The organism is Dyella japonica A8, assembly GCF_000725385.1.
GTDB lineage: Bacteria > Pseudomonadota > Gammaproteobacteria > Xanthomonadales > Rhodanobacteraceae > Dyella > Dyella japonica_C.
The window spans coordinates 121,763-135,096 of record NZ_CP008884.1 but is presented as its reverse complement, the minus strand read 5'-3'; the positions used below and the strand labels follow the sequence as shown (position 1 = coordinate 135,096).

Genomic DNA, 13,334 nt, shown 5'->3' with positions numbered 1-13,334 from the left:
GTTGCCGGCCGGAAAGGCCTGTCGCGCACAGGGTGCGCTCCCACAAGTACGCGGTGCCTCTGTGGGAGCGCACCCTGTGCGCGACGCTCCTGACGAGGCCTCAGCCTTCCGCCGCGATCTTCCTCAACGTCTCCTCGAACACTTCCGCCGGCTGCCCGCCCTGGATCAGGTAGCGGTCGTTGACGATCACCGACGGCACCGCGCGGATGCCCTGCGACTGGTAGAACTGCTCCTGCGCGCGCACGTCCTGCGCGTAGCGGTCCTCGTCCAGCACGTGGCGTGCCTCGGTGGCATCCAGGCCTACCGACGCGGCCACATCCACCAGCACGTCGCGCGAACTGACGTCGCGGCCCTCGGTGAAGTAGGCCGCCAGCAAGGCCTGCTTGAGCTCGACCTGGCTGCCCTTCAGCGCGGCCCAGTGCAATAGCCGGTGCGCATCGAAGGTGTTCACGATGCGGTTGCGCTTGTCCATGTTGAAGGTGAAGCCCACGCCGGCGCCCCGTTCGCGGATCGCCTCCTGGTTCTGGCGCATCTGTTCCGGCGTGCTGCCGTACTTGCGCGCCAGGTGCTCACCGATGTCTTCGCCTTCCGGCGCCATCTGCGGGTTCAGCTCGAACGGCTGGAAATGCAGCTCCACCGCCACGCCATCGCCCAGCTTCTCCAGCGCCTTTTCCAGCGACTTGAGGCCGATGGCGCACCACGGGCACACCACGTCGGAGACGAAGTCGATCTTGATGGGCGTGGGGGCGGTCATGGCACAGGGGCTCCGGCTGGGTAGACCCCTCTTTGTGGGAGCGAAGCCGCGTTCAATCAAGTGCGACGGCCATGCCGGTTTAACCGCCATCCAGCGCGAGAGAAACACTCCCCGCTCATCTTCCCTGCAAGGCCATGCCGAGCGGGCGAAACCCCCACCGCTCGTCATCCCTGCGAAAGCAGGGATCCAGCGTCTTTTGCTTCTGCTATGGGCTTCAAAGGCACTGGATCCCTGCTTTCGCAGGGATGACGAGTGGGGCGTATGCGCAAGACGATCGGCTGACGATCAGCTCTTGCCGATGAAGTCGATCTTGCCCAGGTCCGCACCCGCCTCGCGCAGGATGGCGTAGGCCGTGGTGCAGTGGAAGAACAGGTTGGGGATCACGAAGTGCAACAGATACCCTTCGCCCTCGAAATGCTGTTCGCCGCTACGGGTCTTGATGGTCACGGCGCGCGTCTCGCTGCCGTCGATCTGCGCGGCCTTGAAACTCTTGATGTACTCGACGGCGCGGTCGATGCGCGCATGCAGCTCGGCAAAGCTGGTCTCGTTGTCCTCGAACTTCAGCGGGTCCACGCCGGCGAGTCGGGCGCAGCCGTTCTTCGCCATGTCGGTGGCGATCTGCACCTGGCGCGTCAGCGGCAGCATGTCCACCGTCAGGCGGCCCTGCAGCAGCAGGGTGGGGTCGTACTTGCGCGCTTCCGCGTGCGCCTCGCCCTTGCGCAGCACGTGCTGCAGGTTGCTCAGCGCACGCAGGAAAACGGGAACGGAGGCCTGGTACATCGACAAGGTCATGGGGATTGCTCCGGTGGTTCGGGGTGGGAGATGACGGCTTGCAGCGGGACAACCGACGACGGTTCGCCCGGAATGGTGTTGGCGAGGGGTTCGTCACCCCTCGCCAGGTCACGCACGTGCCGCGTCGCGCGCTGCGCGATGAACGTGCCAATGGCCAGCAGGGCCGCGGACAGCACGAAGGCCAGGCCCGGCAAGTGGAATGGCGCGGCAGGGGAGATCGAGTACGAAAACACCTGCGCGAACAGGAACGGCCCGAAGATGCCGGCGAAGCTCTGCAGGCTGGTGATGGCGCCCTGCAGCCGGCCCTGTTCGTGCGGATCCACCTCGTGCGTCATCAACGACTGGATGGGCGGCTGCGACAGGCCCCACAGGGCCATCAGCGGGATGCCCAGCAGGAACACCCAGCCGGTGTCGGCCAGGCCCATCACCAGGAACGAGCCGATGCCGCACAGCATGCCACCCAGCATCAGGCGACGCTCGCCGAAGATGGGCGCCAGCTTGCGCGTCAGCACCGCCTGCACGAGGCCGTCGCAGGCGCCCACCAGCATCAGCACGTAGCCTACGGCGCGCGGGCCCCACTGGTAGCGGTAATCCGCGTACAGCACGAACGTGGCCTGCAGCACGTAGTGCGACAGGAACACCAGGAACGCCACCACCGCCAGTCGCATCACCAGCGGATAGCGCATGAGCAGCTTGAGCGAGCCCAGCGGGTGCGCGCTGTGCAGTTCGAACTTCGGCGTGCGGCGCTCCTTGGGCAGCGATTCGGGCAGCACGAACAGGCCGTACATGAAATTGCAGGCCGCCAGCACGCCCGCCACCCAGAACGGCAGGCGCAGGTTGATGTCGCCGAGGAAACCGCCCAGGCCCGGGCCGATGATGAAACCCAGGCCGAACGCGCTGCCGAGAATGCCGTAGGCCGCCGCGCGCTTTTCCTTGGGAGTGATGTCCGCGATGTACGCATTCGCCGTGGTGAAGCTCGCTGCCGTCATGCCCAGCACCACGCGTGCGACGAACATCAGCCACAACGTCGGCGCCATGGCCAGCACGAAGAAATCGACCGCCAGCCCCGCGTTGGAAATCAGGATGACCGGGCGCCGGCCAAAGCGGTCGGACAAGGCGCCCTGCACCGGCGAGGAGGCAAACTGCACGATGGCGAACACCGTGCTGAACACGCCGACCCACCAGGCCGCATTGGAAATGCCGCCGCCAGCGAGCTGCTCGATCAGGTGCGGCAGCACCGGGATGACGATCCCGAACGCCAGCATGTCCAGCACCACGGTGACGTACACGAACACCAGGGCGGCATGGCGGCGCGGGTGGAACTCTGGATGGGTTGTCTGATCCATGGACGTGACCGACGGCAAGAGCCGCACGATAGCCGATTGCGCGTGACGTTGTGTGTGCGGTGCGCAAGACCTTCAAGGGCCGCGCGGCCCATGCCTTTGGTGGGAGCTCACCCTGTGAGCGACAGCCGGTTACCTCGGTAGACCGGCAGGCCCAGTCGCTCACAGGGTGAGCTCCCACAAGAAGCCGGAATCGCTAGCCCTGTGGCGGCTGCGTCAGCTCGCGGGCATCCAGGTAGCCGTCATGGTTGCGGTCCAGCTTGTGGAACTGCCGGCGCAGGTTGTCCTGGAACTGCTTGAGGGTGACCGGCTTGCCGTGGCCGCCGGGCAATTCGTCGGCTTCCAGCACGCCGTCGCCATTGCGGTCGAGACGGTAGAAGCCTTCGCTGAGGTGCGCCACGTACTCCGCTTCGCTCACGCGGCCGTCACCATCGGTATCGAACTCGCGCAGGTACTCTGCCGGCGTGGCTTGCGCCCACGCCATCAGCGGCACCAGCCATGCGCCGGCCAGCACCGCAAGATGGCGTGGCCGGCGCAGCATCATGCGGCCTCGGTCCGGCGGCGCAGCACGGCGAGCGGCTGCGCCCACGTCGCGCCGGGGCGGCGCTTGCTGGTGACCAGGGTGAGGTCGCTGGGCTGGAACACGTTGATGTTGTGTGTGGCCGGGGTGGTGAGAATGTACTGGGCGCGGGTGGACTTGAGGAAGACACCCACCTTGTCGATGTTGAAGATGTCCAGGTGCGCGAAGGGTTCGTCGATGAACACGAAGCCGCCGGGGCGGTCCTCGTCGCGCATCAGCGCCACCAGCAGCAACAGCGACTTCATCACCTGCTGGCCGCCCGATGCCTCGCCGTCGTCCATGCCGATCCAGCCCTTCTTGTCGAACTCGAAGCGCACGTTCAGGCCGGCCTGCGCCAGCGCGAGGTCTTCGTTGGACAGCTCCGGCAGCTCCGTTTCCACGCCGATGCCGGCGAGGTCGGCCAGCACCTTCAGGTTGCGCGCATAACGCTTCACCGTGTTGCGCAGCACGTTGAGGTACGCGCCGCGCGCCTCCGTGGTGATGCGCGCAGCGCGCTCCAGGTGCACGCGGCGGCGCTGCAGGTCGTCCTTCAGGCCATCGTGATCGTTGGCGTACTTGTCGCGCAGCGGCAACACGGCGTCGTCGGTTTCCCAGTGGCCTTCGTTGAGGCGGCGTTCGATGCGGTCGATCTCGCGCCGCACCGCGGCCGGCGATTCGTAGCGCTCGCGCAACTCCGCCATGGCGCGACGTGTGCGATGAACCGGCCGCACATGGCTGCGCTTGTGACGGAAGGCTTTCAGGCGATCGACCTGTTCGTTGCGAGACTGCGCGAACTGGCGGGCCGTATCGGCCAGCTGCTGCTGCGCCTGGCGATGCTCGCGCGCTTCGTTGTCGCGCTGGCGGGAGTTCTGTTGGCGCTTTTCGCGAACGGATTCATAGTGCGCTTCCGCCGCGGCGTAGCTGTCGGCGCAGCGCTGCACGTCGTCCTGCAAGGCGGCCTGCGCTTCGTGCGCGGCGGCAAATTCGTCGGCGCGGTCGGCCAGCTGGCCGCTGGCGTTGGCGCCGCGCAGCAGGCTTTCCGCATCGCTCGCCTGTTCCTGGCAGGCCTTGCGCTTGTCGCCGATGGCGCGCAGCTGCTTCTCGATCTGTTGCAGGCGGTCCTCGCCCTCGCGCAGCTGGCGCTCGCGGGCGGCGCTGCCGAAATAGACATCGTCCACGCCCAGGTGGCGGCCACCTCGGCGTTCGCGGAAATAGCCCTGCGGCGTGATCCAGTCCTGTTCCTTGCCGAGCTTGGCGCCGTCGGCCACGTCTTCCACGCGGCGGATACGGTCGAGCTGGCGCAGCAGCCATTCCGGCGCGGGTGCGGTGAAGTCGACCACTTCCAGCAGCGAGCCCCGCGTCGGCGCGGTGGTCGGCGCGCGTTCGGCGACGACGAAGTGCTTGTAGCGATGCTGCTCGCCGAGACGCCATGCGGCTTCGCGGTCGCGCGGATGATCCAGCAGCACCACGTGGCGATAGCCCGCCAGTACCGCTTCCACCGCTGCCTGCCAGCGCGGCTCGGTGATCTCCACGATCTCGCTCAGCATGCTGTGGCCGATGCTGGCGTCATCCAGTGCACGGCGGAATGACTGCTCGAACTCCGGCGTGTAGCGCTGGCCACGGCGCCATGCCGCCAGCTGCGCGGTGAGCGTGGACAATTGCTCGCGCAGGCGGGCTTCCTCGTTCTGCAGGCGGCCGAGCTGGCTGCGTGCCTCGACGAGCTGCTTGCCTTGCTTCTCGTGGTCGGCGCCATCCTGCTCGGCGACCAGCTTGCGCAGATGTGCCTCTTGCTTGAGCAGGGTGGCGTTCTCGGTTTCGGCGCGGCGTGCCTCGTCGAGCTGTTGCTTGGCCTGCTGGCGCGCTTGGTCGGCCACATGCTGTTCGCCGCGCAGGGATTCTTCGCTTGCATCGAGCGCTTGCAGGCCTAGCTGCAGCTCGACGTCGCGCGCGGAAAGGTCGCGGCACTTGCGCTTCAACCCCAGCAGTTGCGGCCGTGCGCCACGAATGGCGTTGTGCAGCTCGGCCAGCTCCGTGCGCGGCAATGTCTCGGCGACAAGGTCGGTGTGTTCGTGCTTGAGCGCATCCCATTCCTGCCAGGAGCGCACGCGACCCTCGGCTTCCTGCAGGCTCACGCCGATCAGCGAAAGCTGGTGCTCCAGCCCGTGCAGTTCGCGGTCCGCCTCGGCCTGCTCGTTGCGCGCGCGCTGGTAGTCCTCCAGCACGGCCTTGTCGCCGAACACGTCGAACACCAGGTCCAGCAGCGCCTTGGGCGGCAGCTGGCACAGCTTGTCGGTGGCGCCCTGTTCCAGCGTGAGCACGCGGCGGATCGCCTGCGACAGGCCAGCGCCTTCCAGGCGCACGCGATATTCGCGCAGGCCCAGGAAGTCGTTGCGTGCCTCGATCTCGTCCACGCTCACGTCGCCGCCCATCACGGCGTACTGGCGCTGCCATTCGCCGCCCTTCTTCTGGATGCGCACGGCCAGCGTCACTTCGCTGTCCATGATGGGGAAGAACGGACGCTCGCCGCGCGGCCCCGGCGTGTTGCCCACGCGGGCGCGCAGCCACGCAAACGGCTTGCCGTTGTGGCGCAGGTAGCTCTTGTAGTCGCGGTTGCCGGCGCAGTCGATGGTGAGCAGGGTGCGCAGCGCGTCCAGCAGGGTGGTCTTGCCCGAGCCGTTGGGGCCGACCACGGTGACGATGTTGGTATCCAGCGGCAGGCTGAAGCGCTGCCAGTAGTCCCAGTGGATGACTTCGAGGCTGCGGAAATCAAACATCGTGGGTCACTTCGCTGTCTTCGCTGAGGTCATTCACGTCGCCGTCGTCGTACAGGGGCTCGTCGTCACTGCCGAGGTCGTCGCGCGGCGTGAGGCCGGCCAGCAGGTCGCTCAGTGCGCCGTCGAGGACGCGCCGCGCGGTGCGCTCGTAGTCGAATACCAGGTCCAGCAGCGGGCCTTCCGCCAGTTCGCCCTTGCGGCGCACGATAAAGCCGTGGCGCGAGAGCAGGCCCAGGTTGAAGTTCACGCGCGTCTTGCCGCCAAGTTTTTCGCCGAAGTCGGCGAGCAGGGTGCGCTCGGCCACGATGGGCGACAGCGAGGCATCGCGCGAGATCGGCTTGGCCTCCGCGAACATCAGCGTCTGCGAGGCATCGGCTTCGGCCTGCTGGCGCTCGAGCTGGCGCTGGCGCTTCGGCAGCACGATCAGTGCCCACAGCACTACCAGCAGCGCGACGGCGTCGCGGTCCAACTGCAGCGTGTTGGAGATCCAGCTGTCGCTGCCGCCAAACACCTGCTTTTCGTTGGCGCGTGCCACGGCCACGCCGATGTAGGCGGAGTAGGGGTGTTCGCGCAGTTCCAGCCCGACCGCGGCGAGGCGGCGGTCGAGTTCCTCGCGGAACGCTTCGTCCAGCAGCGCCTTGCGCGCCTGCGCGTCGTCGCGCGGCAGCCAGCGTTGTGAAAGCAGTCGCGCGACGAGCGCGGCGGTTTCGTCATGCATCGGTTTTCTTTTCCTTGCGAGGGTGCAGGCGTCCCGCGCTGACCAGCGCGATGGAGGCCAGTCCCGGATCGATCAGGATGGGTTCGATTTCCAGCTTCAGCGGCAAGCGGGCGAGGTCCGCCGTCGGTCCCTGCAGCGCGGAGGATTCGGGGTCGCCCACCAGTCCGAGCAGCGAGAGGCGGTAGGCGCTCAAGGCGTAGTCATCACCGCGCAGCGCATCGCTGAGTTCCATCGGCTGGGTCAGCGCGGCCAGTTCGCCATGCCATGCGAGCAGCGGCGACAGGTCTTCCTCGTCGATGGGCAGGTCGTGTGTGGTTGGATTTTTTTCCGCATCGGGCAGGCTGGTGCTTTCCGCCGCCGCGCGCTCGCGTTCAAGAAGTTCGTACTCGGCCACGTCCAGCGCGATCTGGTCCTGCAGGAACGGCGGCTGCACCGGCATCTGCGCAGCTTCGTCCGCGTGCTGCGCCAGCGCGTCGGGCGTGAGCGAGCGCAGCCAGGCAACCAGGTCGGACGAGGACAAGCCCGTACGCCCCAGGTGCACGCGGTGCTGGTCGATCTTGTTGAGCTCGCGCTGGAACACGCCAGCCTGCCGCAGCAGCGCGCTTTGCGCGCGGCCTACCGCCTGTGCGAGGCGGTGCGTGGCCGGGTCGAGGTCCTCGCTGTCGGCAATGGCGCTGACCACTTCGGTGCCTTTCTCCACCCACGTCCACACCGCGTCGAGCCGTTGCGCGGCGCGGCGGATGCGGTGCTCGGAGCCGGACAGTACCGCGCGGTCGAAGTCTTCCTTCAGCTCGGACAGGCGCGACAGCAGGTGGCCGAGTTCATCGGCGGAGACGCGGCCGACCGCCTGGCCCGCCGCCAGCTGCGCGGTGATGTAGCCCAGGCCGTCCTCGTCGTCGCGCTCGAATTCCAGCAGCGTGGATACGGCAGCCAGCGCCTTGCGGCCCAGTGGGCTCACGCGGTAGCGCAGCGTCTCGTTGTCCCAGGTGAGCAGCTCGTGTTCCTTCAGGCGCTGCACCACGGTTTCCAGCTTCACCGGCTCGACGAAGGCGAGCTGGTCGCGGATCTCGGCGGGTGTCCATTCCGGCGCATGGGCGCGGGCGCCCAGCGTGCGCAGCACCAGCAGGCGCAACATCACCTGCGTTTCGCCGCCGTGGAACAAGGCGCTGAAGGCGCGCAGCAGCGACCGGCCGCGCAACAACGGGAAAGCCGCCGGGAGGTCCTCGGCGGTGATGCCATCACGCAATACGTCTTGCAGGCGCTCGTCGGCGTCCTGCGTTTCCAGTCCCTGCATCAACGGCCCGCGCCGTGGATGCCGATGAACTGCAGGAACTCGGAGCGCGTGCGGGCGTCGTCGCGGAACGCGCCCAGCATCTGGCTGGTGATCATCGACACGCCGCGCTTGTGCACGCCGCGCGTGGTCATGCATTCATGGCTGGCATCGATCACCACGGCCACGCCGGCCGGCTGCAGGTTTTCCTGGATGCACTGGGCGATCTGCGCGGTGAGCTTTTCCTGCACCTGGAAACGGCGCGCATAGGCGTCCACCACGCGGGCCAGCTTGCTGATGCCCACCACGCGGTTGGTCGGCAGGTAGCCCACGTGGGCGCGGCCGATGATGGGCGCCATGTGGTGCTCGCAGTGGCTTTCGAACTCGATGTCGCGCAGCACGACCATCTCGTCGTAGCCGGCCACTTCCTCGAAGGTGCGGCGCAGGTAATCGCCCGGGTCGATGTCGTAGCCGGAGAACCAGTCCTTATATGCCTTCACCACGCGCTTGGGGGTGTCGAGCAGGCCTTCGCGGCTGGGATCCTCGCCCGACCAGCGCAGCAGGGTGCGCACGGCTTCCTCGGCCTGTTCGCGGGTGACTTCGGTGGGATCTTGACGCTCGCTCATGCGGGTTCCTTCGGGTACGCCTTACAGACGCGTCAGTGTAACGCCCCCGTCAAGGTTTAGCCCCGCGCCGGCCGATCGGGCCAATGGGATCAGTGGCTTGCACTTATGCCCGCAGGCCGGGCCGGCTAGACTCCCGCAACGCGAAGACAAGGAGAGGTTATGAAGCGCGTTTCCATGATGTGGCTGGGAGGCTGGCTGATGGCCTGTGGCGTGGGCACGGCCGCCGCCGCGACGGCGGAGCAGGTCCGCCAGACAGCCGAGGCCGGCATGCTGGTCACCGGCACGGTCGAAGTGAATCCCGATGGTTCGCTCCATGGCTATGCCGTGGACCATCCCGAGAAGCTGCCCCCGGTGGTGGTCGACGTGGTGGACAAGACGGTCCACGCGTGGGCGTTCAAGCTTTCCGGGCCCATCACCGAGGTGTTGACGACGAAGATGAGCCTGCGCGTGGTGGCCAAGCCGCTCGGCGACGGCCAGTTCAAGGTGGCGGTGGCGGGCTCCTCGTTCGGTGGCCCGGGGGCCCATAGCGATCAGATCTCCTCCAGGAACCGTGCCCGGCCGATCTATCCGCAGGCCGTCATCCAAGCGCGCGTCAGCGGCACGGTGTACCTGGTGCTGCGCATCGGGCGCGACGGCGCGGTGCAGGAGGCGATTGCCGAGCAGGTGAACCTTGACCAGTACGACCGGGAGGCGTCGATGGAGCGCTACCGCAAGTGGCTGGCCGACGCTTCGCTGCTGGCCGCACGCCAGTGGACCTTCAATATCCCGACCAGTGGCGCCGAGGTGGACAACCCGTATTGGGTCGTGCGCGTGCCGGTGAACTTCGACCTGCGCGCCTGGGGTGCGCCGTCGAGCCACGGGTACGGCCAATGGGAGGCCTATATCCCGGGGCCGCGCCAGACGCCGACGTGGATCGGCAAGGCGCTGGCCAGCGGGTCACCCGACGCCGTGTCCGATGGCGAAGTGGGTTCGGGCGACGCGAGGCTGCAACTGGTCAAGTCGGTCGACGGCGCCTGAGCGCGCGCCGTCAGGCGACGGAGCGGAACAGGGTCACGCGGTCGGCGTTCGGTTCGCTGGCGGCGCGCAACCACGATTCGCCCGCCACGGCGGGCGTGCACGGCCCCAGCGTCGCGACGCGGAAGCTGCGCCGGCTCGCCTCGCGGCGCAGCCGGTCCAGCATGTGCCGCAGCATGTCGCCGGTAAAAGGCGTGTAGAGATAGAACACGGTGCCGCGCGATACGTCGGCGTCGCGCGCGTCCTGCGCAAGGAAGGTCGCGCGCTCCACCCGCAGCGCCTGCGCCGCGCGCCGGGCGCTTGCCACGTAGGCATGCTCGCGCTCGATGCCGCAGGCCTGGGCGTCCGTGCAGATCGATACCAGCAGCGGCACGTGGCCCATGCCGGAGCCAAGGTCGACCACGACGTCGTCGCTGCACAGCCGTGCGCGATGGATCAAGTCGAGCACATGGCGTACCGGCGTTGGCTGATAGAACACCATGTCCCGCTCGAGCGCCGCGATGGCGTCGTCCGGCTCGTCCAGCGAGAGCACGTCCCCGATCAGGGCGTCGAGATGGTCGTAGCCCCACGGTTCGCGCAGGTCGTCGTGCTGCAGCCAGCCATTCAGCGCGTGCGGGCCGGCGCCATGCACGATGGCGTGCCGCACGGCGTCGCACAGGTGCTGCTGCACGCTGGCGAGTGCCGCGTGGCGTGCCTTCGCGCGGCGTCGGAGCGCTTCCACCACGGCCTTGCACGCCGGGGTGGCTTCGAGCGGCTCGTGCAGCATCACGTCTTCCAGCCGATCCATCGCCCGGATGCGTTCGCGCAACTGTTCCGGCCGCTCCAGCGACCGGTCGAGCTCGACTTCTTTGACGATGGCGTGCAGGTCTTCCAGCATGGCGTGACATTTCCGCGATGACGGACTGGATGGTGTCACGCCTTGGCTGGCCGCGAGTTGAACACACGTTGCTGCGATGTCAACGCGGGTCGGGAACAAAGTGGCCCGGGAACGGGTCGGGGCGCGTCCCCGGCGGCGGCATGTCGCCTGGTATCACGCCTTGTGCGATCAAGCGCTCGCGCGTGTCGTAGTACACCGTGATCACTTCGTTCGGCGAGGACGAGGCGCGCTCGAAATCGGTATAGCTCACCACTGAGTTCTCGCGTTCGCCGTGCCCGGTGCCGAGGGGCCCCTCGGCGCGCGCCTTGGCAGCCAGCGCGGGCGTGGACGCGTTGGTTACCGGCGGGGCCTGCATCGCGGGCGCCGCCGGTGCGGGTGGCGCAGGCTCCGTCGGCTGCATGCGCTGGTCGGCGGTGGATGCTTCGGGCATCGGCATGGGGGCCGGCATAGGCAGGGGGTGGATCATCCGCCTTGGCAGGAAAACGGCGATGCCGATGACGCCAACGTTGTCGGGTCGCCCCGTGCGCGCGGCGTAGCTGCGCGGTGCATCGGCGAACACGAAGTCCGCCACCTCGGACAGACTCTTGCGCCAGCCGAGGATGTCGGCGGCGGCGTAAGGCTGCAGCACATAACCGGTCTGCGACCAGTCGGCGGTATCGCCCGACAGCACGTTCACGCCATCCACCGAAAGCACGCCCAACATGCGCATCTGCTCCTGGCTGCGCAGCTGGATCTGATAGCGGTGCCCGGGTTGCCCCGCGACGTAATAGCGGCCGTCATGGCGATAGACCGGCAGCTCCTGTTGCGAAGTGCGGTCGTAGACGGTCAGGTCCACCAGCCGGCCGACGGCCGCCGCCTGTGCGCTGGCCATCAGCGCGGTGAGGCCCAGAAGCACTTTCCCCACGGTATTCATAGCGACGATTCCGGCAGGCATCGACGACCGATGCATAGGCTGGAACGACGCGGCGAAGCAAAAGGGGTTAACGCGGGGCCCTCGGCGATGCTTCCGGTTCTTCCGGTACCGAGGCGCCGTGGTGGCGAGGGCGTCGGCCCGACGCCCGCGAGGCGGATCAGACCTCGACGTCGTCGTCGGCGTCGGCGTTGTCTTCCATGGCCGGTGCGTCGGCGAGCAGCTGCTGCGCTTCTTCGCCGGGCAGGGTTTCCACGCCGCGCAGCTTGCGTTCGATGGCACGGGTGCGGACGCTGGCCTGGTCGATGACGTTGCTGGCTTCGTTGAGCTTCTTGCGCGTTTTCTCCAGCACCGTGCCGAACTTGCCGAACTCGGTCTTCACCGCACCAAGCAGGGTCCACACCTCGCTGCTGCGCTTGGCGATGGCCAGCGTGCGGAAACCCATCTGCAGGCTGTTGAGCAAGGCGGTGAGCGTGGTGGGGCCGGCGACGGTGATGTGGTAGTCGCGCTGCAGCGCTTCGAACAGGCCGGGGCGACGGATCACTTCGGCATACAGGCCTTCGGTGGGCAGGAACAGCACGGCGAAATCGGTAGTGTGCGGCGGCGCCACATACTTGCTGCGGATGCGCTTGGCCTCCTCGCGCACACGCAATTCCAGCGCGCGGCCGGCGAGCGTGGCCGCGTCCGCGTCGGCGGCTTCCTGCGCGTCGAGCAGGCGCTGGTAATCCTCCACCGGGAACTTGGCATCGATCGGCAGGTAGAGCTGCGCGCTCTCGCCGGCGCCGGGCATGCGCACGGCGAACTCCACGCGGTCGTTGCTGCCGGGAATGGTCACCACGTTGGAGTCGTACTGGTCGGTGGTGAGCAACTGTTCCAGCAACGCGCCGAGCTGCACTTCACCCAGGATGCCGCGTGTCTTCACGTTGGTCAGCACACGCTTGAGGTCGCCCACGCCGGTAGCGAGGTTCTGCATTTCGCCCAGGCCGCGCTGCACCTGTTCCAGGCGCTCCGACACCAGCGCGAACGATTGGCCCAGGCGCGTTTCCAGCGTGGTCTGCAGTTTCTCGTCGACGGTGGCGCGCATCTGTTCCAGCTTGGCGGCGTTGTCGACCTGGATGTCCTTGAGCTTGGTTTCCAGCGTGGCGCGCACTTCGTTGAGGCGCTTTTCGTTGTCGGCGGTGAGCGCCGCCAGGCGCTGCTCCTGCTGCTCGCCGAAACGGTTGAGCGTGAGCGTGAGTTCCTCGCGGCTGCGGCGCGCGTCTTCGGTCAGGCGCTGCGCCAGTGATTGCAGGCCGGCATCGGTGCGCTCGGTGAGCACGTCCAGGCGCTGGCCGAAATGGCCGATGCGCTCATGCTGCTGCGTGCTCATGCCGCCAAGCTGCTCCTGCACCAGCGTGCGGAACTGGCCGAGTGACTGGCCGATCGACTGACTGATCTCGCCGCGCCCGGCGCGCTGTTCCTGGGCGAGCGCATCGCGGAGGTGGCGGTTGTCGTCCTTGAGCGCGTCCAGCCGCGCGGTGAGGCCGCTGTCGTCGCGCCCCCGCTGCAGGCCCATGAGCTGCAGCACGATCACCGCCAGCACGGCGACGACAAGGACGATCAGCAGGATTTCGATCAAGGACATGGCAGTTTCCGACAGCGCGACGGCGCCAGTGTACGCGCTGGCGTCTCAGAATCCGGGACCCGGATGGCTTGGC

Annotated in this window: 12 protein-coding genes; 1 reads left to right on the top strand and 11 read right to left on the bottom strand. The window is 67.6% G+C overall.

Annotated features, from left to right (window positions below):
• Positions 1 to 100 precede the first annotated feature (100 nt).
• From HY57_RS00570 to folE, 8 genes are all read right to left on the bottom strand, one after another.
• Positions 101 to 754, bottom strand: coding sequence for a DsbA family oxidoreductase (locus HY57_RS00570; RefSeq protein WP_019466116.1), 654 nt, complete (start codon positions 752 to 754; stop codon positions 101 to 103).
• 285 nt (positions 755 to 1,039) lie between these two features.
• Positions 1,040 to 1,546 (bottom strand): DUF1993 domain-containing protein, encoded by a 507-nt coding sequence (locus HY57_RS00565; protein WP_019466117.1) that lies wholly within the window; start codon positions 1,544 to 1,546, stop codon positions 1,040 to 1,042.
• Complete coding sequence (locus HY57_RS00560) at positions 1,543 to 2,892, bottom strand: TCR/Tet family MFS transporter (RefSeq protein WP_019466118.1); 1,350 nt, start codon at positions 2,890 to 2,892, stop codon at positions 1,543 to 1,545. Before HY57_RS00560 ends, HY57_RS00565 begins: the two co-directional genes overlap by 4 nt.
• A gap of 193 nt (positions 2,893 to 3,085) precedes the next feature.
• Positions 3,086 to 3,433 (bottom strand): EF-hand domain-containing protein, encoded by a 348-nt coding sequence (locus tag HY57_RS00555; RefSeq protein WP_019466119.1) that lies wholly within the window; start codon positions 3,431 to 3,433, stop codon positions 3,086 to 3,088.
• Positions 3,430 to 6,222, bottom strand: a complete 2,793-nt coding sequence (locus HY57_RS00550) for an AAA family ATPase (protein ID WP_019466120.1) — start codon at positions 6,220 to 6,222, stop codon at positions 3,430 to 3,432. The genes HY57_RS00555 and HY57_RS00550 overlap by 4 nt, the downstream gene beginning before the upstream one ends.
• Positions 6,215 to 6,940: a hypothetical protein gene (locus HY57_RS00545; RefSeq protein WP_019466121.1), complete on the bottom strand. Its 726-nt coding sequence runs from the start codon at positions 6,938 to 6,940 to the stop codon at positions 6,215 to 6,217. Before HY57_RS00545 ends, HY57_RS00550 begins: the two co-directional genes overlap by 8 nt.
• Positions 6,933 to 8,234 (bottom strand): hypothetical protein, encoded by a 1,302-nt coding sequence (locus HY57_RS00540; protein WP_019466122.1) that lies wholly within the window; start codon positions 8,232 to 8,234, stop codon positions 6,933 to 6,935. Before HY57_RS00540 ends, HY57_RS00545 begins: the two co-directional genes overlap by 8 nt.
• Positions 8,234 to 8,836, bottom strand: coding sequence for a GTP cyclohydrolase I FolE (gene folE, locus HY57_RS00535; protein WP_019466123.1), 603 nt, complete (start codon positions 8,834 to 8,836; stop codon positions 8,234 to 8,236). The genes HY57_RS00540 and folE overlap by 1 nt, the downstream gene beginning before the upstream one ends.
• A 159-nt stretch (positions 8,837 to 8,995) precedes the next feature.
• On the opposite strand from folE, the gene HY57_RS00530 reads away from it, so the two are divergent.
• Complete coding sequence (locus HY57_RS00530) at positions 8,996 to 9,853, top strand: hypothetical protein (protein WP_019466124.1); 858 nt, start codon at positions 8,996 to 8,998, stop codon at positions 9,851 to 9,853.
• Positions 9,854 to 9,863: 10 nt separating this feature from the next.
• On the opposite strand, the gene HY57_RS00525 is transcribed toward HY57_RS00530, so the two are convergent.
• From HY57_RS00525 to rmuC, 3 genes are all read right to left on the bottom strand, one after another.
• Entirely contained in the window at positions 9,864 to 10,727 is an 864-nt protein-coding gene (locus HY57_RS00525) for a class I SAM-dependent methyltransferase (protein WP_019466125.1), read from the bottom strand.
• A gap of 79 nt (positions 10,728 to 10,806) precedes the next feature.
• Positions 10,807 to 11,640, bottom strand: coding sequence for a hypothetical protein (locus tag HY57_RS21775; protein WP_019466126.1), 834 nt, complete (start codon positions 11,638 to 11,640; stop codon positions 10,807 to 10,809).
• 157 nt (positions 11,641 to 11,797) lie between these two features.
• Complete coding sequence (rmuC, locus tag HY57_RS00515) at positions 11,798 to 13,261, bottom strand: DNA recombination protein RmuC (RefSeq protein ID WP_019466127.1); 1,464 nt, start codon at positions 13,259 to 13,261, stop codon at positions 11,798 to 11,800.
• Between the last annotated feature and the right edge of the window lie 73 nt (positions 13,262 to 13,334).

Bases quoted from the DNA above. Each gene is read 5' to 3' on its own strand.
- HY57_RS00525 (WP_019466125.1), bottom strand. From the start codon at position 10,727: ATGCTGGAAGACCTGCACGCCATCGTCAAAGAAGTCGAGCTCGACCGG.
- HY57_RS00550 (WP_019466120.1), bottom strand. From the start codon at position 6,222: ATGTTTGATTTCCGCAGCCTCGAAGTCATCCACTGGGACTACTGGCAG.
- HY57_RS00530 (WP_019466124.1), top strand. From the start codon at position 8,996: ATGAAGCGCGTTTCCATGATGTGGCTGGGAGGCTGGCTGATGGCCTGT.
- HY57_RS00560 (WP_019466118.1), bottom strand. From the start codon at position 2,892: ATGGATCAGACAACCCATCCAGAGTTCCACCCGCGCCGCCATGCCGCC.
- HY57_RS21775 (WP_019466126.1), bottom strand. From the start codon at position 11,640: ATGAATACCGTGGGGAAAGTGCTTCTGGGCCTCACCGCGCTGATGGCC.
- HY57_RS00540 (WP_019466122.1), bottom strand. From the start codon at position 8,234: ATGCAGGGACTGGAAACGCAGGACGCCGACGAGCGCCTGCAAGACGTA.
- folE (WP_019466123.1), bottom strand. From the start codon at position 8,836: ATGAGCGAGCGTCAAGATCCCACCGAAGTCACCCGCGAACAGGCCGAG.
- HY57_RS00565 (WP_019466117.1), bottom strand. From the start codon at position 1,546: ATGACCTTGTCGATGTACCAGGCCTCCGTTCCCGTTTTCCTGCGTGCG.
- HY57_RS00570 (WP_019466116.1), bottom strand. From the start codon at position 754: ATGACCGCCCCCACGCCCATCAAGATCGACTTCGTCTCCGACGTGGTG.
- HY57_RS00545 (WP_019466121.1), bottom strand. From the start codon at position 6,940: ATGCATGACGAAACCGCCGCGCTCGTCGCGCGACTGCTTTCACAACGC.
- rmuC (WP_019466127.1), bottom strand. From the start codon at position 13,261: ATGTCCTTGATCGAAATCCTGCTGATCGTCCTTGTCGTCGCCGTGCTG.
- HY57_RS00555 (WP_019466119.1), bottom strand. From the start codon at position 3,433: ATGATGCTGCGCCGGCCACGCCATCTTGCGGTGCTGGCCGGCGCATGG.